The organism is Desulfurococcus mucosus DSM 2162, from assembly GCF_000186365.1.
Classification (GTDB): Archaea; Thermoproteota; Thermoprotei_A; order Sulfolobales; family Desulfurococcaceae; genus Desulfurococcus; species Desulfurococcus mucosus.
In genome coordinates this window covers 486,366-507,930 of the sequence record NC_014961.1, presented here as the reverse complement: position 1 = coordinate 507,930, position 21,565 = coordinate 486,366, and the positions used below count along the sequence as shown (strand labels likewise).

The 21,565-nt window shown below is 53.3% G+C and carries 15 protein-coding genes; 12 read left to right on the top strand and 3 right to left on the bottom strand.

The window, feature by feature from the left end; all coding sequences use genetic code 11:
• The first annotated feature begins 1 nt into the window (after position 1).
• Positions 2-613, top strand: a complete 612-nt coding sequence (locus DESMU_RS02610; protein ID WP_013562044.1) for a MarC family protein — start codon at positions 2-4, stop codon at positions 611-613.
• Here DESMU_RS02610 and DESMU_RS02605 read toward each other — a convergent pair.
• Positions 603-1,412, bottom strand: a complete 810-nt coding sequence (locus DESMU_RS02605) for a cation diffusion facilitator family transporter (protein ID WP_013562043.1) — start codon at positions 1,410-1,412, stop codon at positions 603-605. The two genes, DESMU_RS02610 and DESMU_RS02605, sit on opposite strands and share 11 nt — an antisense overlap.
• Positions 1,413-1,493: 81 nt before the next feature.
• On the opposite strand from DESMU_RS02605, the gene DESMU_RS02600 reads away from it, so the two are divergent.
• From DESMU_RS02600 to DESMU_RS02575, 6 genes are all read left to right on the top strand, one after another.
• Positions 1,494-1,727, top strand: a complete 234-nt coding sequence (locus DESMU_RS02600) for a ferredoxin (RefSeq protein WP_013562042.1) — start codon at positions 1,494-1,496, stop codon at positions 1,725-1,727.
• A gap of 68 nt (positions 1,728-1,795) precedes the next feature.
• Positions 1,796-3,028: a M20 family metallopeptidase gene (locus DESMU_RS02595; RefSeq protein ID WP_013562041.1), complete on the top strand. Its 1,233-nt coding sequence runs from the start codon at positions 1,796-1,798 to the stop codon at positions 3,026-3,028.
• Entirely contained in the window at positions 3,025-3,690 is a 666-nt protein-coding gene (locus DESMU_RS02590) for a hypothetical protein (RefSeq protein WP_013562040.1), read from the top strand. The genes DESMU_RS02595 and DESMU_RS02590 overlap by 4 nt, the downstream gene beginning before the upstream one ends.
• 21 nt (positions 3,691-3,711) lie before the next feature.
• Positions 3,712-5,220 carry an ATP-binding protein gene (locus DESMU_RS02585; protein WP_013562039.1) on the top strand — a complete coding sequence of 503 codons (1,509 nt, stop codon included), beginning with the start codon at positions 3,712-3,714 and terminating at the stop codon, positions 5,218-5,220.
• Positions 5,221-5,331: 111 nt separating this feature from the next.
• Positions 5,332-7,845, top strand: a complete 2,514-nt coding sequence (ppsA, locus tag DESMU_RS02580; RefSeq protein ID WP_013562038.1) for a phosphoenolpyruvate synthase — start codon at positions 5,332-5,334, stop codon at positions 7,843-7,845.
• Positions 7,846-7,999: 154 nt separating this feature from the next.
• Positions 8,000-9,331, top strand: coding sequence for a cyclic 2,3-diphosphoglycerate synthase (locus DESMU_RS02575; protein WP_013562037.1), 1,332 nt, complete (start codon positions 8,000-8,002; stop codon positions 9,329-9,331).
• A 1-nt stretch (position 9,332) separates the two neighbouring features.
• On the opposite strand, the gene DESMU_RS02570 is transcribed toward DESMU_RS02575, so the two are convergent.
• Complete coding sequence (locus DESMU_RS02570) at positions 9,333-10,847, bottom strand: metallophosphoesterase family protein (protein ID WP_013562036.1); 1,515 nt, start codon at positions 10,845-10,847, stop codon at positions 9,333-9,335.
• A 152-nt stretch (positions 10,848-10,999) separates the two neighbouring features.
• On the opposite strand from DESMU_RS02570, the gene DESMU_RS02565 reads away from it, so the two are divergent.
• Positions 11,000-12,580, top strand: coding sequence for a PINc/VapC family ATPase (locus DESMU_RS02565; protein WP_048813438.1), 1,581 nt, complete (start codon positions 11,000-11,002; stop codon positions 12,578-12,580).
• Positions 12,581-12,592: 12 nt separating this feature from the next.
• Here the strand turns inward: DESMU_RS02565 and hjc are convergent, their stop codons facing one another.
• Complete coding sequence (gene hjc / locus DESMU_RS02560; protein WP_013562034.1) at positions 12,593-13,027, bottom strand: Holliday junction resolvase Hjc; 435 nt, start codon at positions 13,025-13,027, stop codon at positions 12,593-12,595.
• A 73-nt stretch (positions 13,028-13,100) separates the two neighbouring features.
• Between hjc and DESMU_RS02555 the strand changes: the two genes are divergently transcribed.
• From DESMU_RS02555 to DESMU_RS02540, 4 genes are all read left to right on the top strand, one after another.
• Positions 13,101-15,341 carry a metallophosphoesterase family protein gene (locus tag DESMU_RS02555; RefSeq protein ID WP_013562033.1) on the top strand — a complete coding sequence of 747 codons (2,241 nt, stop codon included), beginning with the start codon at positions 13,101-13,103 and terminating at the stop codon, positions 15,339-15,341.
• Between the two features lie 89 nt (positions 15,342-15,430).
• The gene (locus DESMU_RS02550) at positions 15,431-17,380 is read left to right on the top strand and encodes a glucodextranase DOMON-like domain-containing protein (protein WP_013562032.1); all 1,950 of its coding nucleotides are present in this window, start codon (positions 15,431-15,433) and stop codon (positions 17,378-17,380) included.
• 240 nt (positions 17,381-17,620) lie between these two features.
• Positions 17,621-19,243 (top strand): ABC transporter substrate-binding protein, encoded by a 1,623-nt coding sequence (locus DESMU_RS02545; protein ID WP_013562031.1) that lies wholly within the window; start codon positions 17,621-17,623, stop codon positions 19,241-19,243.
• Positions 19,244-19,321: 78 nt separating this feature from the next.
• Positions 19,322-21,562 carry an ABC transporter permease gene (locus tag DESMU_RS02540; protein WP_013562030.1) on the top strand — a complete coding sequence of 747 codons (2,241 nt, stop codon included), beginning with the start codon at positions 19,322-19,324 and terminating at the stop codon, positions 21,560-21,562.
• Positions 21,563-21,565 lie beyond the last annotated feature (3 nt).

The following is a 21,565-nucleotide window of genomic DNA, read 5'->3' as shown; positions in this document are numbered from 1 at the left end:
CATGGAGTACCTGATAGCGTTGCTCAGCTACTTTACTCAGTTAATCGCTATAATGAACCCTTTCTCAGCGATACCTACATTCATGTCCCTCACGGAGGGCCTCGACCACCGTAGGAGGATCGCGATAGTTAAGAAGGCGTATCTAGCTGGGCTCATACTGGTCACTGTTTTCACGCTTGTGGGACGCTACATCCTAGAGGCCTTCAACATCTCGGTTGCCAGCTTAAGGGTTGGCGGCGGCATAATATTGATGACTATAGCCTTAGACATGCTTGGCGACGACGTGAGGACTAAGAGGATGCATCCAGGCGACATAGCCGTGGTCCCCATAGCGACCCCATTAATAATAGGCCCCGGCACCATAACCACCATACTCCTACTGACCTCCTCCAGCACCGGTGTAGCCGAGGTAGCCTTGATCCTCCTTGCAGGTGTCACAGCTTGCTCAGCTACATTCCTGATACTTGGCTTAAGCGACGTGTTAACGAGGTTGCTGAGCATGTCTACTGTGAGGGCTATAGGCAGGTTCATGGCCTTGATCATTGCTGGGGTTGCAGTGGAGATGATAGTGCACGGGATCCACAGCTACTACATCGAGTTATTCAAGAGTTGAGTTTTTCCGTTTCAATACATACATCCACACCCCTACCCTGGAGAACCCTCCTCAACTCCCTTAAATCGCTTGGCGCAGTGCTCTTCGGCTGTAGAACCATGTCGCCGTGATACCTTCCAGGCACTATGGTTCTAAGCCTCAGGGACTCCACATTATACCCCATCGACTCAGCCGTCTCCACAACCCTCTCATACACCTCCAGCGGCGGTGCCTCGTCAGCCATGAATGATGAAAGCCTTCTCCCCTCCTCATATATCTCGTAGAATATGTATGATGTCAGCAGGACTGCCCCACCGTAGTCCACGAGGTAACTGTATAATGCTCCCCCGAGGCTTGCCACAACACCCACTAAGCCCTCGAGGAGCTCGCTCACAGTGAACGCCCCGTAAGCCCTGAGGGATGGGGGAGCCCTCCTGGAGGAGGCAACCGCCACACCATACATGAGCATGGCTGCGAGGGCCAGGTAGAACGCGTTGAGCTCAACCCTGTATTCTCTCACATAGTAGAGGCGGGCAACGCTGAGGCCTGCAACGAACCCGTAGGTGATGAGCATTGGCAGGACACCGATGTACTCGAATCGCTCGTGCCCGAAGTGATGGTCTGAGTCAGGCGGCGTATACGCGAGCCTCCTAAACCATAGTATTGAGATCAGTGAGGCCATGTTCGCCACGCTTGTCAAGGCGTCGACGAAGAGAGTGTTGCTCCCGTAGAGTACCCCGCCAAGTATCTTCATGACGCTGCCGGCGATCCCGGTTGCCGCAACCACCCATATTGTTCCCATGGCTTTAACTGCTCCCATCTACGCTGCCCCCATGACTCATAGCTGAGCGAACTCTTTATAACCTTTCAGGAGAATATAGTAGATAGCGTGGTGTAAGCCATGTACAAGGTTAAAATAGAGCCTAGGGAAAACTGCATCTCCGACATGGTGTGTGTCTCCATATGCCCAGACGTCTTCGAGATGAACCCCGACGACAATAAGTCACAGATCGTAGGGAAATACAGGGAGGGCGGCAACATCGCTGTAGGAGTCATCCCAGACGACCTCGCGCAGTGCGCACAGGACGCTGCAAACGCCTGCCCCGTCCAGATAATACACGTTGAGAAAGCCTAATTTTTTCCCTTTACACATCTCAATGAAATAACTGGATTCACGCATGCTCCTAGACCCGGTGGTTAAGCATGGATGAAGCTGGAATGCGTGAAGTAGCCGGGAGAATACTTTCAGGCAGCATAGAATACCCCACTGTCCTCGGGGAGTCATACGAGGACATAGTGGACTTCTACAGGGAGCTACTCTCCGAGCACGGTGTCCACGTCACCGTGCACAGGGTTCCCGACGAGCTTGTGAGGAAGACTCTGCCAAGGGAATTCAACCCTGAGAAACCCAGGTTCATATTACTGGCTAGAATAGGCAGCGGCGACAGGATTATACAGTTCAACGGGCACTACGATGTCGTTGCACCAGGCGAGGGCTGGGAGACCCCGCCCTTCAAGCCGGTTATCAGAGGCGACTTGGTCTACGGGCGTGGAGCAACAGATATGAAGGGTGGGATAGCGGCAGTGCTCACGGCAATGATCAGCTTAGCGGAGGGAAGGGAGCCAGGAGTAGTGGTTGAGGCTGCACTAGTGCCAGATGAGGAGATAGGGGGTAGGACCGGTACAGGCTACCTGGTCTCCGAGCTGGGGAGCAAGCCTGACTACGTGGTGATAGCCGAGCCATCCGGCCTCGACAACATATATATAGGGCACAGGGGCAACGTCTGGGGTATTGTGAAGACCTATGGGAGGCAGGCCCATGGCTCAGCCCCGTGGCTGGGTGACAATGCATTCGAGAAGATGATAGTGTTCGCCCAGGTTTTCCTCAAGAAGTACAGGGAGCTGATATCGCTGAGGAAGAGCAGCTACATGTATGAGGATGAAAGAGCCGCACAGCCCACGATTACGCCGGGCGGAGCCCTTTACGCACCGGGCTCAATAAACATTGTGCCCGGGGAAGCCGGCTTCAGCATAGACAGGAGGCTAATAGTCGAGGAGAAGGTTGAAGACGTGGCGAGGGAGATAAAGGACATGGTGGAGAAGGTGGCAGCCGAACTAGGGGTACAGGCATCCTTCACCCTTGTCGAGTCATCGCCCCCTGCCTTCACGCCTCCCAGCCACGAGTACACTGTGCTCCTGAGCAAGGTGGTGGAAAAGACCACTGGTGTGGAGCCCAGGAAAACCATATGTGTCGGTGGATTAGACCTCAGGTACTATACTTTGAAAGGAATACCCGCTGTATCCTACGGGCCAGGCGAGGTCGGGTTAGCACATAAGCCGAATGAATACATAAGGCTCAGCGATGTCGTAAAAGCGGCTGCAATATACGCTGAATACGTGAGGGAGTTCGAGAAGACGGGTGCACCGAGGAGTTGAGAAACGGGGAGATACTGGAGGTAGGCAACGAGCACACCGTGGAGCTCTCAAGGCTCCACAAGGCTCTACGCTGCATCGAGGACGCCCTGGATGAAACCGGTGTAAGCGATCTAAGGGCAGAGATAGCTGGCGGCAGGCTCATAGTTGAAAACACAGCTGGGCTCAGAGAAATCCTCAGTGACTGGGACTGCGGCTACCCGGTTGAATACGGGGACCCCGTTGGATCCTACAGACGCCTCTACAATAGGTCACTCGACCTCTACGTGAAGGGCCTCAGACCCTACTTAAGGCAATGGATCCATGAAACCTTCAACAATGGCTTCGAATACTACGGCATCGTAGGGGAGACCGGTGAAGCATACGTGTTGAGGAGCATGCAGCGCGGTAAAGTAGTTCTACCAAGGCTTCGACACGTTTTCGCAGCACACACGCATCCAGAGGAGCATGCAAACCCCAGCCCCAGGGATCTGTCGACGATACTTGAAGAGCTCTCAATAGGCGTCCTAGGCCACTGCGTGGAGTCACTGATCGATGGATTATGCATCATCAGGGTTAAACCAGTAGGGCTCGACGAGTACATAGAGGCGTTGAAGGCTCTGAGGAAGGGTGAATGGGCCTTTTTCTCGAAGGCTGGCTTTATAAGGCTTGCGAGAGTAATGTAGCTTAAACCAGGCTGGTTCAGGATGCCTAGGAGGATAATGGTTGCAGGGAGAGGGGAGGCGGCTGTAAGGATAGCCCGCACACTGGTTGAAAAAGGCTACCACCCGCTCGGCATCTACACGGAGAAGGATGAGGCAAGCCCCCATAGGAGATACATGCTGGAGGAGGCAAAGGTCTCAAGCTACATGGATGTAAAGGAGATAGTTGAAGCCGCATTAGAGCTCGGGGCTGAAGCAGTACACCCCTGCTACGGCTTCCTAGAGAACAACCCGGAGTTCCATAGGGAGGTCGCGAGGAGAGGACTCGTTCCCATAGGTCCGCCCCCGAGCCTTATTGAATTCACAAGGGACAAGCCGGCGGTTAAAACCCTCGCCGAGAAGCTCGATGTACCCACGCTACCATGGAGCATCGTGGACGATGACGCCGACCTCGAGGAGTTTGCGAGGGCACACGGCTACCCACTGGTGCTTAAGCCAGCTAGGGGTGCATGGGGCAGGGGGATCAGGGTGTTGTGGAGTGAGAAGGATGCAGAGCAGTTGAAAACCGCGGTCAAGGAAGCTGAGAAGCTCTATGGCGATCGAAGAATATACGTGGAGCCATACATGGGGAGCGCTAAGCTACTAGAGGTACAAGTCATCGGCGACGGGGAGAAAGTCATCCACCTCTATGAGAGGGAAGCCAGCCTGCAAGACGACTACTTGAAAACCGTGATTGAAGCACCGTCGAAAACCGTGTCAAAGGAGCTACGGGATAAGCTAGTGGGTTACGCTGTGGCGGTTGGCGAAGCCCTGAGGCTTAGGAATACTGCGACAGTGGAGTTCCTCTACGATGTCAGGAGCCGCACCCTCTTCCTCAACGAGGTTAACCCCGGCCTCTCCCCCGAACACGTTGCAACAGAGGCTGTAACAGGCGTAGACATAGTTGAGAAACAGGTGGAGGCAGCCCTCTACTCTGCACTAGACCTCAGGCAGGAGAACATATCTCTAAACGGGTGGGCCTTCGAAGCCAAGGTATTCAATAAGAAGCCTTTCAAAGGCGAGCCCTCAAGCGGCGTTGTAAAATCGTACAATGAGCCAGCCGGGCTCGGGGTAGCTGTGGACTCAGGCGTGGCGGCAGGCCTCAAGCTGAGTGAGGAATACGTGTTGCTGGCCAAGGTGCTCGCATGGGGCGGGAGCAGGGCGACGGCCCTGGGAAGGCTGAGGAGAGCGTTAAGCGAGATGAGCATTGATGGAGTGCAGACAAATATCCCTGTCCTCAGGGAGCTGCTCGCTCTGAGAGAGATTGAAGAGGGAGTCTACACGGTTAGACTCCTCGAGGAGAAGAGGGGCGAGCTGGAGTCGAAGCTCAGGGAGAAAATGCTACTCCACTCTATTGTAGCTGTGTCACTCATCGAGCATGGAGATAGGGATGCCAGGAAAACCCTTATGCAGGGCAAGCTGACCCCGGAGGCAGTAGCGGAGGAATCCGCGAGAGTGAAGCGCAGCGCCTGGTTCTACTATGCGAGGCTCAGGGAGAGGTTGAGGAGGAGGTAGGCGGGATCAAGATTCCATGTAGATGTATAAACGGTAGATACGTGTATGTAGGAAAGCTTTTTTAGCCATCAACCGGATTCCCTTAGCCCTGAACAAGTGGAAGGTGGTTAAATGAGCAAGGAGTCAAGGTTCGTCCTATGGCTTGAAGAAGTGAGAAAAGACGATGTACCCCTAGTAGGAGGAAAGAATGCGAATCTCGGTGAAATGATCAACGCGGGCATACCCGTCCCCCCAGGCTTCGCTGTCACAGCCTACGCCTTCAAATACTTCCTGGAGAAAACCGGGCTGGGCGAGAAGATATATGGGATGCTGAGGAAACTCGACGTCAACAACACCAAGGAGCTTGAGGAGACCACTGCCAGGATAAGAGAGATGATAATGAACCAGCCGATGCCCAAGGAGGTTGAGGACGAGATAAAGAAGTACTACTTGGAGCTAGCCGGGAAGCTTGGCTTGGATCCAGGCAAGCTAAGGGTAGCCGTTAGGAGTAGTGCGACAGCCGAGGATCTACCCGAGGCCAGCTTCGCCGGGCAGCAGGACACATACCTGAATGTATACGGTGCAGACAACGTCGTGTACTATGTGAAGAGGTGCTGGGCAAGCCTCTTCACAGCGAGGGCGACATTCTACCGTGTCGCACAGGGAATACCCCATGAGAGAACCTTCATGAGCGTCACGGTTCAGAAGATGGTTAACAGCAAGTCGGCTGGCGTAATGTTTACACTGCACCCGGTCACCGGGGACGAGAACGTCGTTGTAATAGAGGGTAGCTGGGGGCTCGGCGAGTCAGTGGTAGGCGGTAAGGTGACGCCCGACGAGTTCATCGTCGACAAGAAAACCCTCAGCATAGTTGAGCGACACTTGAACAAGAAGACCTTCATGATAACCTTCGACCCGGCACTAGGAAGAAACGTGCACTTGAAGTGGGATGAGCAGAAGGGGAGATGGGTATCCGAGGAAGGCGAGGGAGTCAACCCGCCTCTAACCCAGATAGCCCATCCAGATAAGCCGGCTCTCTCAGACGACGAGGTTAAGAGACTGGCTGAGCTAGCACTGCTGATCCAGAAGCACTATGGGAAGCACATGGATATAGAGTGGGCTATAGACTCAGACCTCCCGTTCCCAAGCAACGTGTTCATCGTACAGGCAAGGCCTGAAACCGTGTGGAGTACGAAGAAAGCCAAGGAGGCTGAGAAGAAGCCTACAGAGGTCAAGGGGAAGACCGTTAAGCTCGGCGAGGCAAAGGTGCTTGTGAAGGGTCTACCGGCTTCACCCGGAGTAGGTGCTGGAGTAGCCAGGGTTATATTCGACCCCAAGAGTAAGGAGGCCATGGAGTTCAAGGAGGGCGATATCCTGGTAACAAAGATGACGGATCCAGACTGGGTGCCGTTAATGAAGAAGGCGAGGGCAATAGTGACCGATGAGGGAGGCATGACGAGCCATGCTGCAATAGTCAGCCGTGAGCTAGGTATCCCGGCAGTGGTCGGCACGGGCAGTGCTACACAGGTGATAAAGACAGGTATAGAGGTCACGGTTGACGGTGGCAGAGGAGTAATATATGAAGGCATAGTTGAAGACCTCGTGAAGCCGAAGACCGAAGCCCCCCAGGTAGCTGGAGCAGTGGCATCGGTGGGTATAAGCCCAGAGCAGCTTCTACCACTATACCCTGTTACAGCGACAAAGATATACATGAACCTGGGTGAACCAGACGCCATCGAGAAGTACAAGGATCTACCCTTCGACGGCATAGGCTTAATGAGGATAGAGTTCATCTTCACTGACTGGGTGCAGTACCACCCATTATACCTGATCGAGATCGGTAAGCCCGAGATAGTGGTCAATAAGCTGGCTGAAGGCATAGCAAAGGTGGCACAGGCAATCTACCCGAGGCCCGTGGTCGTCAGGTTCAGCGACTTCAAGACAAACGAGTACCGTGGGCTGAAAGGCGGCGAAAAGTATGAGCCAGACGAGAGGAACCCAATGATCGGTTGGAGAGGAGTCAGCAGGTACATTCACCCCAAGTACGAGCCAGCATTCAGGCTAGAGGTAAGGGCCATTAGGAAGGTAAGGGAGGAAATGGGGTTAACCAACGTATGGGTAATGTTCCCGTTCGTGAGGACAACATGGGAGCTTGAGAAAGCCATCAAGATAATGGAGGAGGAGGGACTCAAGAGGAGCAAGGACTTCAAGGTATGGGCGATGGCCGAGGTACCCAGCATAGCACTACTAGCCGACGAGTTCGCCAAGTACGTCGACGGCTTCAGCATTGGCAGCAACGACCTCACACAGCTAGTGCTAGGTGCAGACAGGGATAGCAACATACTGGCTGAGATGGGCTACTTCGATGAGAGGGATCCAGCAGTACTGCAGGCGATAAGGATGATCATTGAGAAAGCCCACAGTAGAGGAGCCACTGTGAGCATATGTGGTCAGGCACCAAGCGTCTACCCGGAGATAGTGGAGTTCCTGGTGAAATATGGAATAGACAGTATAAGCGTGAACCCCGACGCCGTTATATCGACGAGGAGGCTGGTTGCAAGCATAGAGAGGAAGATCATGCTTGACGCAGTGAGGAATGCGAGACACATAAGGGAGTCAACCAGATTATTCGACACAGTCGGCTAACAGCTTTCACCCCGCCAAGCCCCCTATTTTTCAAACACTATGAGTCCTTACAAAACCCTTTCCCCTATACCGGGAACCCTTGCTTTTCAGTATGGGGAGGTCAGATAGCATTTATATGTGGATATATACCTTATATACAACCCCGGTGAAATACATGCCTAGGAAAGTGGTAATACTTGGCGCAAGCGGTAGGGACTTCCACAACTTCAACATGTTCTACAGGGATAACCCAGAGTACCGGGTGGTGGCATTCCTCCAGACACAGATACCAGGGATCTCTGGGAGACGATACCCGCCTTCCCTAGCCGGATCCCTATACCCTGACGGGATACCTATACTCAGCATGGACTACTTGGAGGAGGTTGTGCGAGTACACGGCGTTGAGGAGGCTGTACTAGCATACAGTGACCTAACATACAGTGAACTCGGCTCAGTGCTCTCACGAGCCGTTTCACTTGGACTATCCTTCAGGATCCATGGCCCAGCCGACACGATGCTGGAGAGCATAAGGCCCGTCATAGCTGTGACAGGGGTTAAGACTGGTGCAGGTAAAAGCATGGTTTCCAGGGAGGTGGCCCTTGAACTCAGGAGGAGGGGGCTTAAAACAGGCGTAGTGAGGCACCCGATGCCCTACGGCGACCTCGAGAAGTCTGCTGTCCAGAGCTTCCACAGCTTCGAGGACCTGGATAAATATAATGCCACCGTTGAGGAGAGGGAGGAGTACGAGCACTACTTGAAGCTGGGCTTCCCCGTGTACGCAGGGGTCGACTACGGTAGGATACTGCGGCTCCTGGAATCCGAGAACGATGTAATACTGTGGGACGGGGGGAACAATGACTGGCCGTTCTACAAGCCGGACTTCATGATAACCGTGGCTGACGCTATGAGGCCTGGCATCGAGGCCTCATCGTTCCCGGGTGAAGTCAACTTGCGGATGTGTGACGCCGTGATAATAAACAAGGTTGACCAGGCTAAACCGGGCGCTGTTGACAGGATCAAGGAGAGCATACTTGCAAGGAACCCTGACGCCCATGTAAGCCTCGGGGAAAGCGTGGTCACAGTGGACAACCCCAAGGTGATTGAGGGGAAGAAGGTGCTGGTGATAGAGGACTCGCCCACTGTAACCCATGGCGGGGCACCCTACGCAGCCGGCTATGTAGCGGCGTTGAAGCACGGTGCGCAACCCGTGGATCCAAGAGGCTTCGCAACCGGGTTCTTCAAGAAGATGTACGAGGAGTACCCGCACATGGGTCCCATACTCCCGAGCACAGGGTACAGGCCGGAGCAGCTCAGGGAGCTCGAGGAAACCATACGGAGAGCACCCGTCGACGCCGTAGTGCTGGGAACACCCTCCGATATCACGAAGCTCATAAAGGTGGATAAGCCTGTTGCAAGAGTGGAGTTCAGGCTGAGGATTGTTGAGGGACCCTCGATAAAGGAGTATGTGGATATGTTCCTTGAGAAGGCGAGGAAAAAAGCCTTGTAGCTCACTTCTTTTTCACAAATATTATCACGGCTAACTCTGCAACGGCTATAACCCCTAGCACTGCTGCAATATAGAGGTAAGCGTCGCCTCCTGGAGCCTCATGCTCCACTATTAGGGGAACCGTGGTCGTGTATGTCGATGTAACATTGCGTTGAACCGTTATAGTGGTCGGCGGAAGCTGCTGTGTCTCGGTGACAGTGGTCACCGAGGTCTCCGTGAGCGTTGTTGAATACGTGGAGGTAATGGTCTTAGTCGCCGTCCTGGTAATGTACGCTATCGATGTGGAGGTAACGGTTTCGGCTTTAACCACTTCCACCGGTGTCTCCACGGAGACGCTCCTCCCCTGCAAGTATTGTGAGAGATCCAGTTCCCTTGACCCACCGTTGACCACTATGGATCCATTGCTTGAAGCTATGTAGACATAGTAGTCGACGCCCTGGGAGACAAGGAGCCTGCCTGTAGCAGGGTCAAGCGCGAAGACCACACCGGATGAAGCCGGTATCCTGGCCACCACGTAGACGTCGAGACCCTGGGCTTTAAACCGTAGTCTTACAGGGTACTCCACAGGGTTACCGTAGACGTCTATCTTGGAGTTCGCCACCAGGTACGCGGTGGAGTTCAACGGTATAACCCTCAGGGTGCCGCTCCCCTCGCCGAGCTTCACAGGTGTATACGTGTATGTACCATTAGGGTACAGTGTTAACACTAGGTAGTGGAATGTACTTGAGCAAACGGCTCCAGGAGCCGATACATCGGTGCAGGAGTAGAGTGGTGCACCCGTGCCGCCGACTATGAGGAACTCTGTCCCATTGTACCTGTAGCTCACCCATGCATGAAAATGCGCCTGCAGCACGAGGGCCGGCCACCCGTTAGAGTTCATGTATCCAAGTAGCACGGTGTCGTAGCCCTGCTTCAGGTTATGGTTTACATTAGGGTAGAGGGGGCGGTGGAACCCTAGCAGTAGCATCCTGCCGCCTGTAGAGTTGTAGGCTGCCTGTATCTGCTGTCCCCATGTAGATATATCTGTCTCCGAGTCTATGAGGGCTATCCTCCACCCCGGTATATCGTCGACAACCATTGAATCCGGCCCTATGAACTGCCTCCAGAAGTCGAAGCCCGTCCCGTTCACACCACTATATGCCACATCATGGTTGCCCGGGGTCATCCAGATGTTTTCAAGCCTAGTCTTGTTGAGTATCTCGTAGAGCTTGACATATTGATCCAGTGTGCCGAGCCCAACATGGTCTCCAAGCCCTATGAAGGCGAGTGGAAGAGCGTTCTCAGCCTCGTTGACCGCCTGGTAGAAGACGCCCGGGGGATCCACGGCGTTGACGTCGGATGGCCTGTTATCCCCTATAATGATCAACGGGTACCATGGGAGGTTACCCGGTATCACCCTACGCGTTTTCTCATAGAGAGACAGGGGTGTTTGAGCACTGACTCCGGGAGGAGGCATCAGTGAAGGCAGCACGAGTAGCAGCAGTGTTATGACGAGTAGGCTTGAGTCTCTAGTCATTTAAGCCACCTCTCTGAACACTTGCTCCACGAGTGCATTGATACATGTAGTGAATTATAATGCTTATGACGCCCAGGGCTCTTAGTGCTCGGAGGTGTCAGGTATATAAGTATATGAAGCCGTAAGCAATTGAGTGAGCTGGCTCTCCATGGATGGTGTGGATAGTGGGCTTCAGGATAGCTGGTGAAACAGTGTACATACCGGATCTCTCGGCCCTCACGCAGGGAGCCGTATCCAGGTTGATCAGTGAGGGACGTGTAGTAGGCAAGGTTGTGATTCATAGATCCCTCATACAGATCCTCGAGTACCATGCATCCAAGGGCAGGGTGATCGGCTACACTGGTCTCGAGGAGGTTAAGAGGCTTAGAGAGCACAGCGACTCCGGTACAATAGGGCTCGAGATAACAGGGGAGAGGTTGAAAGGGCCTATCACAGATGAAGAGCAAGTGGTTAACGAGGTTAACGCTGTGGTAAGGGAGTACGCTTACTCGGTGAACGGGGTCCTCATCACTGGCAGCGAGCTCCAATACCAGGTGGCTAAGGCCATGGGCGTACAGGTGATCCTCGTAAGGGACAGGGAGCAGGGCAGGCTCGGCTTCGAAAGGTTCTTCACTGAGAACACTATGAGCATACATTTAAAGGAAGGCGTGGCACCCGTGGCGAAGGTGGGCAGGCCAGGTGAGTGGAGGTTCACTAGGCTCGGCGATAAACCGCTGACAAGACAGGAGATAGAGGAGATGGCTAACGAGATAATAGAGGCCACGAGGAGCAGGAGCGACGCCTTCATAGAGATAGATAGAGCCGGGTCAACCATAGTGCAGCTCGGCTCCTACAGGATAGTTATAACCAGGCCGCCTCTAAGCGATGGATGGGAGATAACAGCTGTGAGGCCTTTGAAGAAGCTGAGGCTTGAAGACTATAACCTCCCGGAGGAACTAGTGAAGAGGCTGAATGAAAGAGCTGAAGGCATACTCATAGCCGGTGCACCAGGAATGGGTAAGACAACGTTTGCCCAGGCTCTCGCAGAATACTACATGAGGATGAACAAGGTGGTTAAAACAGTGGAGTCACCGAGGGACATGATGCTCCCCCCTGATATAACACAGTACAGTAAGCACTACGCGGACATAGGTGAGCTACACGACATACTCCTACTCTCCAGGCCCGATTACACGGTGTTCGACGAGATGAGGACTGACGAGGACTTTAAGCTGTTCGCAGACCTAAGGCTGGCGGGCATAGGGATGATAGGCGTAGTGCACGCCACGAGCCCGATCGACGCTGTGCAGAGGTTCATAGGGAGGGTTGAGCTCGGCATGATACCATCGATAATAGACACAGTCATATTCATAAGGAACGGTCAGGTCGACAAGGTCTACGAGGTGAAGATGACGGTGAAGCTCCCAACGGGTCTACGTGAAGCAGAGCTCTCCAGGCCCGTCGTAGAGGTAAGGGATTTCCTGACAGGCGAACTAGAGTACGAGATCTACACGTTCGGTGAGCAGACAGTGGTTGTCCCGGTTAAAAAGCTTAAAGGCAAGCATCCAACCCACGAGAAGGTGATTGAAGAACTAGGCAAACTCATGCCGGAGGCAGATATAAGGTTTGAAAACGACGCCATCGTGGTCTCGATCACTAGGAGCGACCTGAGGAAATATAATAAGAAGATAAAGAGACTGAGGAAGATAGAGGAGAAGTACAACCTGCCCATCAGGGTGAGAATAGAGGAGTAGGCGTCGCAGCCCTCAAGTATAGTCAAGTATACTCTTATCGCCCTTAACCTGTGAGACGAGGGCTTTGAGCCTGAGTCCCTCACGCACGGCTTCAACAGGTATCTTATAGTTGCCCTCCCCGGCTTCCACAAGCCTGTCAAGCGGTACAAGGAACCACTCGCCCTCCCCAACATACTTGACCGCTATGAAGGGCATGGCACCAGCCCGCCTCGAGAACTCGGCGAGCTTCTCAACCTGCTCCCTCCTCACGTAGACTGGTTTCTCCTCCCTAAGCGTCTTCACCTCTAGTGCTATGACCCTGCCCCTGTAGATCGCGACTATGTCAGGGTACCTTAACACCCTTGCCCTGCTCCCGCTGGCAGGTGCTCTCACCACTGCGAAGCCGTGCTCCCAGAGCCTCCTGGCTAGATCCCTCTCGTGTTGAAAACCCCTGGACCTATTAGTCATGGCTCAGCACTCTCCCGGGTTACATTTATATTGTTTCAAAGGCTAAAATCATACCTATACGGGGTGTCTAGGCATGAGGATCACTAGCCTGCTACTACTAATCCTACTCTTATCTGGCTCAATACATGTAGCAATACATGTAGCGACAGGTGAGACGCCTCCAGCCATACCCTCCATCACGAGCGGCGTAGCCGAGATCATTACTGCAAACATAGGGCCCGTTGCCCCGGCAATAGTGTCCCCTGGAGACACATATACTATTGAGCTCAGACCCCAGTATAGTTCACTACCCGTAGACTCAGCATACATGTGGACTGTGAAACCCGTGGGCGATCAGCTAGTAGTGTTCAACTATACTTTGACATTGACCACGCAGGGGTCGGGAAGATACTCTCTTTCAATACCCTCCACGGCGGAAGAGGGCCTCTACGACCTGGTTCTCAAGGCTGGTTCAACCAGCTACACAGTGCCCAGATCCATATGGGTTGTGAAGTCGTGGCCAACCGTGCTGAGGTTTATTGAGAACACCGATATACACTTCATAACAGGGCAGCCCGATGTCTTCACAGGTGACACATGTCGTTTCGCCGGGTTCACGATAGACAACCTCCTCTCCCCACACTTCATCCTGTGGCTGGGCGATACAGCCGACACGGCTTCATCCAACGAGTATGTAATGGCCTCAGCCTACAGGTATGCATACCTGTACAATATACCGGTGCTTGGAATAGCGGGGAACCACGACTACTCCTCGGGAGGCTCATACTACACCAACTACCTGGGGCCGACAAAGTGGTTCAGGGTTCTCGCCGGTAAGCTACTGATTATAGGCATATGGTCCCCTGAGCAAGGCTACCCGTCATGGGAGGACCTGGCGTTCGCCGAGGAGGTGCTCAAGAACTACAGTAGCATACCATACAAGATGATACTGGTGCATCACCCACCCTTCTACTACCAGGGGGAACTCTACACGAGGTATGATGATGAAACAGTGCTCAAGCCCTACGTACCCGGCGGCCCCTCAACGCCTCTAAGCAGCTATTGGTCAACCAATATGACTGCATTCAGGTACTTCCTGAAGATGGTTGAAGACTACAATGTTACAATGGTTCTCTCAGGCCACACCCATAGAGACTTCTTCGTGAAGTACACGAGCACAAGGACTGGGACGACAACACTGTTCCTCACGTTTACAACACTGGCACATGGCTCGGCCTCCTACGATGGATTAAGCCTCATGGAGCTCGACCTAAGTACAGGTAGCCTCAGCTTCCCCCTGGCGCCTCCAACATTCACGGGGTTCAAGAACTCTACTAGGGCACTTGCATTGAACAGTATACCTATAGGAGTATACCCTGTCGCAAACAGTCTCGGATGGAGTAATCTCACATTCACATATATGAACGCCATATACTCCACGGGCGGGTATAGCTTCAGGCTTGAAAACAACAATCTCTCATGGATAAACTTCTCTGGGAGACTAGTCTGGAGCCTCCCATGGAGCACTAGTTCATTCAATTACACAGTGCAATGGGCGTTCAACGGTGCATCCATACGGATAATAGACTACAAGATCATCGAGGGCAGGCTCTACCTGCTCATCGAGCTGAACCTGCCTTACCAGGCCGGTATATCGTTCACTATATATGGTGCGCCCGACGCGAAGCCGCCTACAGCGATCCTCAAGAAGATTGTACCATCGACGCCCAGGGTTAACGCAACGGCCACAATATACGTGGATCTATCCGATGAAGGCTGGGGCATAAGCCCATACAATTTAAGTGTCAGGCTGGGCGATAGGGTGATAACCCGTAGCCCGATACCGGGAGACAACACGTTCACGATGACTCCGTCAACCTACACCGAGCAGTTCAACAGAATGAGCCTCGTGATAACAGTCAGGGTTGAGTCAGCCACCACCGTGACCCTGCCTCTCACAATTCAGGTGGCTGACAACGCTGGGAATACGGGTAGCTATGTCTTCAATATAACATTCCAGGCTGCCACGACGACAACTCAGCCGGCGACAACCACAACGACGACTACAACGACGACTCAGCCAGCAACCACTACTACAACAACGACACAGCCGGTAACCACGACGACAACTCAGCAGACCACTACAACTACCACTACTACGACAACTACAACAACGACGACTACGACCACTACTACGACAACAACGTCACCGGCTACTACAACAGAAACCGGGGTTGCCCAGGCATCAGGCTCGACGCTGGTAATCGCTGTTGTTGCAGTAGTCGTGGTCGCAGTGGTTGCTTTCCTCCTGCTGAGGAGCCTGCGCGGCGGGTAACCCGTGGGTTTCTTGACACGCATGTATTAATTAATGTTTTTTAACCAGCCCCTACATAACTACTATATCATGGCGAGGTGCCGTTAGAGATGCATAGAATACTTGTCTCACTCTTAATAATATCACTCCTACTACTACCGGGGATCGCTATCCTTCCACGTGCAGAAACCCAGCAGCCATTGAAAACGGTGACGGTAGCCGTTGACCTGGCACATGGAGAGAGCGATAAATACCTCAACTACATAATGGGTAACCTTACATTCGTCAACTGGAAGATCATCCCTAAGGGTTCAACCATAAACAGCGATGTATTGAAGGATGTCGACATACTGTTGATCGGGCAGCCCACTGTGGCTTTCACACCCGATGAATTGGATGCTATAAGCAAGTGGCTTGACACCGGTAGAAAAGCCCTATACGTGGCCGGGGACAGCGACTACGGCGGTGGACCCACCACGATAGACAATGTGAACAAGCTGTTAGAGTACATAGGTGCGAAGCTGAGGCTTGAGCAGGCCGCTGCATACTCCGATCCATCCATGAACTACACCTATAAGGGTGTAACATACCCGACATGTACCGCTGCATACTACAGGATGCTGGCATTCGTCGAACCCGACAACATCCCAGGCCTCAGTACATGGATGCTGGATCAAGGGGTAACGAAGCCCATCCTCATGCACGGGCCCGGCGTAGTCATATGGGTTGACGAGAACGGGAACTACCGTGACCCCGTAAAGGACACTTTCCCAGGGCTCATCAGGATAGCATGGTTCCATAAAGCATACATAGGTGACAACAAGCCGCCTGCACCATACGTCTACAACCCGGTGACCTATGGGCAGGGAGCCGGCTGGTTCGACTTCGTGGCATACGCAGCCGAGTACTGGAGCAGTAAGAACGTCGTGATAACCGTTGCCTCGGAATCCCTGTACGGCGACTACGAGCCGGCATGGGCTTCAAGCTACTACAATGTCTCACTCGACGGGCCGAGGTTCGTTGAGAACCTCTTGAAGTGGTGGATTAAACTAGTGGTTCAGCCAAGCTACATGGCTGACAAAGTCCTCGAAGTCAACGATCCCTCAGGCGATGACAAGGGCCAGGGCACTCTACGCTACCCCACGAACCCCGTGTTCAAGCCGGGCGTCTTCGACATGTTGAAGTTCACGGTTCTACAGGACAAGGAGTACATATATCTGCAGATCCAGGTGAAGGATCTGGGAGGCAACCCGTGGGGCGGGCCCAACGGGTTCTGCCTACAGCACATCCAAGTATACATTAAGACCACGGATAATACTCTCCCAGTGAACACGTCGACCATGGGGCTCTACGTGAACCTTGCACCAGGCTGGAACTATGCATTAGCGGCTGTACCAGGCTGGGGCAACACCCCGTTCCCGGATGGAGAGGTCTCAGCGCTCTTCAAGGCTGATGGCTCCCTCATAGCCGACGAGTACAATAATGGAACACTCTTCGACGTCTACGCGTTCACCAATGCCAACATAATAGAGGTCAAGATAGCTAAGAGCCTACTAGGGGACACCGGTAACATAGGCAACTGGATATGGTATGTCTTCCTAACCAGCTACGATGGCTTCGGAGAGAAGAAGATACGCGGTATACAGGCAGGCGACCCCGGTGAATGGGCGCTGGGAGGCGGAGACCCGCAGGCACTGCTTGCAAATGTGCAGCCAAAGGTAGTGGACCTACTAGCCCCCTCGGAGCAGGAGCAGTATACAATGCTCTCCAGCTACGATACAGCAGCCGGTAAACCAGCCACAGTCTACGGTGTAAAGGGCGGGTCAATATACTACCCACCCGTAACCGTTACCACGACCATCACCACAACCGTTACGACTACACAAACCTATGTGAGCACAACCACCGAGACCGTGACGACAACCCAGGTCTCAACAACAACGCTTACTTCGACAACGACATCCATATCAACCCAGCTCGACGTGACCACCACAGGGATAATAGCCGTGATCACACTGGTAATAGGCATAGCAGTAGGCATGTTGTTCAAGAAGAAGTAGGATGATGAAGCAACCGAGACTTTTTTCCAACACCACACCTTTCCCTATTCGCTTCAATCCCGGGAACACTTCTACAACTGGAAGCCGCGTCCTCCAAGGCGGGAGAGTGGAAACCAGTGTGCTCCTTGAAGCACTCATCCCTTAGAGCCGAGAGATTAGAAGCTGGGTGAGGGTATCAAATTTAAAATAATGGAGGCTTAATTATTACTAAATGAGAGGTCTTTGAAGAAGGTGAGCACCGTGAACCGTGCACTTACCACTACTCAGGCATTAATACTTGTCCTAGCATTAATCGTAGCAGCGATCGGTGCACTAGTGATTATACGACTGCTCCCGCCTCCTCAAACCACTACGACGACTACCCAGCCGGCGACAACCACGACGACGACTACAACAACGACGACTCAGCCAGCAACCACTACTACAACAACGACTGGTAAGCCAACATACGCTGAGTACCCGTGGCTGGATCAATTGAAACAGCTGACTAGTGAGAGAGGCGTTAAGCTAATAGTGATAACGAGGCATGAGCAATCCATTCTAACAGCTACAAGGAACGCCTTCCTAAACTCCCCTGTGGCAAGGGAGCTAGGTATAACGGATATACAGTTCGTGGCAGCCCCAGCCGAGCTTTGGACGAGCTACATAGATAACGCGGCTAAAGCAGGCACACCGATAGATGTGGCATGGGGAGGGGGGCCAACGCTGTTCAATAACCTCGATGCAGCCGGGTACCTGCTCCCAGTTGACCCAAGTAAACCCGAGTTCAACGCAGTGATGTACGAGCTGAATAAGATACCTAAAACCATAGGTGGTGCAGAGACGTTTAAAGTCGATGGGAACGGATTAATACACTGGATCGGTGCAAGCGTGAGCAGCTTCGGGTTCACAGTCAACCTAGTCCGCCTCAACCAATACGGCTTACCCATGCCCCAGAAGTGGGAGGATCTAGCCAGCCCGCAGTACGCGAGGTACCTGCCAGACATACCGCAGATCGCGACGGCTGATCCAACCATGAGCACCAGTAACACAAGGATATTCGAGATCATCCTGCAGGCCAAGGGCTGGGAGGAGGGCTGGAGGATCCTCACCCTGCTCGCAGCCAACGCAGTCATATATCAGGGCAGCAGTGACGCCCGCGACGCGGTGATAAGGGGTGATGTCGCAGTTGGCACAACAATAGACTTCTACGGCTACATGGCTCAACAGGTCAACCCGAACTGCAAGTACATTGCCCCCCAGGGGGAAACCATAGTTAACAGTGACCCGATAGCACTAGTGAAGACTACTAAGCACCTGGTACACGCCGTAGCGTTCATGGCATGGGTGCTCAACGAGTATGGTGGACAGCAGATCTGGCTACTGCAGGACATCAACAGGCTCCCCGTGAACCCTAAGGTTTTTGAAACACAGGCAGGGCAGAGCAGGCAGGATCTAAAGCAGGCCTTGCAGGACGCCATGTACTCGCAGAGCATCCCCTTCAATGAAACACTCTCAGCGAGCTGGGTGAACGCGGTGATATACTACTTCAAGGCAACCCTCGTTAACCCACACGACGACCTGAAGGCTACATGGGCCCGGATAGCCCAGGCCTACCTTGATGGAAAGATAAGCAGGGAGTGGTTCACGTATCTAACCAAGTACATCTCGAAACCGTTGAGCTTCAAGGACCCGGTGACAGGCAGCACGGTTTCATTCACCGTGGACTACGCGATCTCCATAAACCAGAAGATGATGAGCGATGCCTCAGTATACCAGGCCTTAATGAGCCAGTGGGAGAGCCTTGCAAGGGAGAGATACCTCAACGCTTTGAACCTGCTGCAGGATGCCCTAGCAGGGAAGCCCGTGCCCTCAGGGCCGTGAAGCCTTGTCACAGGCTAGTTGTGTTTTTTAAGTCTCCACCCTATTTATTACAGGTAAACCTGCTTGGAGGGTGCGGTGTTGAGTAGGGGGAGTATACTACTGTTAGCTGTTAGCATAGTGTTCCTTACAGCATCACTCATAGGTGACGCACTGCTGGACACGGGTTCATCCAAGTTAGTCAACTACGCATTGATGCTGGCCGGGCTAGCAGCAGGAGCTTTAATGGTTGCCAGGGGCCTCTACAACTATGAATCAGTAAAATATAGTTTCACGATGAGCTTCCTTGCACTAGTGTTCCTGATATACATCTTCGTGATCCTTTTGATAGATGCATACGGCTACCCGCAGAGCTTCGCAGTCCTTCTAACACCCTACACCGGCGTAGCTGTAGCAGGCTATCTCAGGGGCAAGATAGCTGAGGCAAGGGAGAAAGCAAGGATACGTGGCGAAGGAGTACCGTTGACGCGTAGAATAAGGAACACTGTGAGCCAGCTTGATGCAACCATGTGGTTCTTCACGGTGTTCGGGCTAGCTTACCTCACGCTCTTCATGGTTGTACCAATAGTGCTCGTACTAATGTACTCGTTTACACCGCCGGCCGGCGGGGAGTGGTGGAGCAACTTCTACAGTGTCCTGAGGACACGTAGCTATGTCAACCTGGATCCCATTGTCAAAGACTGGTGGAGGATGATCGAGATCCCGGGTGTTGGAAAAATACTTGTTGTGAGGGGAGTAGACTATGGCCCAGTCGTCAACAGCCTGGTGGTTGCATCCATCGTGACAGTGTTCGCTACACTCCTGGGAATCATAGTGGCATTCGTGCTGGCACGCTACAGGTTCCCTGGCCACACCCTGCTAAGGATCCTGGCTATAGTGCCGTTGTTCAACACGCCCTTCATAAACTCCTACGTGGTTAAGCTGATATGGGGGCAGGACGGGCCTGTCTCATCACTCTTCAACACGTTCTTCGGCTTCAAGCTGAGGGTTGAAGGCATAGTCGGCGTCATGCTGGCCCAGATAGTGACATTCTTCCCAATAGTCTACCTGAACGCCTACAACAGCTTCATCAACATAGATCCCTCTACAGAGGAGCAGGCCGAAAACCTCGGCGCCAAGGGCTTCAGGCTCTTCAGAACCGTCACGCTACCCTTAGCGTTGCCCGGTATAGCAGCCGGCTCAATACTGGTCTTCGTCTTCAGCCTCGAGGACCTCGGCGCCCCAATAGTGTTCAATGTGCAGAGCCTCATGAGCTACAAGATATACATGGGTATTAGAACGACCACTGGACTCATATCTCCCGAGGTGGCCGCCCTAGGCGTAGTACTACTCTTGCTGACGCTTGTCTCGTTCCTGGCGATCAGGAACTATGTGGGTATGAGGAGCTATGCTATGATAAGCAGGGGCGGCAGGCTTAACCCGAGGGTGAGGCGACCCGGCTTACTCGGCATGATCGCCGTGTACCTCGCAGTGTTCCCCGTAGTATTGTTCGCTATGCTACCGCAGGTAGGCGTCGTACTGGTGTCGCTCGGGGTCTTGAAGCCCTACCCTGGTGCAACAGGGATAGAGTTATCCATGCCCAGCGACATCTTCCAGTACATTGGGAAAGTACTCTCCGATCCAAGCATATACAGGTACCTTGTCAACACGTTGCTATACGCCGGCGTCTCCGTCCTCATAGCCGTCTTCCTGGCGACAGCCGTGGGCTACAGTGTCAGCAGGCTGAAGATCAAGTGGCTTGCAAACATCCTTGACTCCCTGTCGACCTCGCCACTAGCCATACCTGGACTCGTGCTCGCACTAGGCTACTACTACTTCTTCTACATCCTGGCAAACGCGTTGTCGCAACTGGTGCCTGGCGCAGTGACATACCTGTTGCCCGGCAGCCTCTCCTTCGCTACATGGCTAGTGTTCATTATAGCGTTCAGCGTGAGGAGGCTACCGTACGTTGTGAGATCGGTTTTCGCCGGCTTCCAGCAGGTGCATGAAAACCTGGAGGAGGCGGCAATGAACCTGGGTGCATCCAGGATGAGAGTGGTCTTCGGCGTCATCCTACCCTTCATAATCGGGTACATTCTGAGCGGGGCTCTCCTAGGCTTCATCTACATGGCGACCGAGGTCTCAACCAGCATAACCTTCGGCGGCATGAACGATGCCTACGCGCCGCTGACATACTACATGGCCCAGAACATAGCTGGTGCTGCAGGGCAGGGCCCAATGCTGGTGGCCGCGATGGGCACGATACTGATACTAATACAGCTCGTGGTGGTGGTGATAGTGGTTTACGTATTTAAACAGAGGTACGCATTCATAGGTGTATAAACA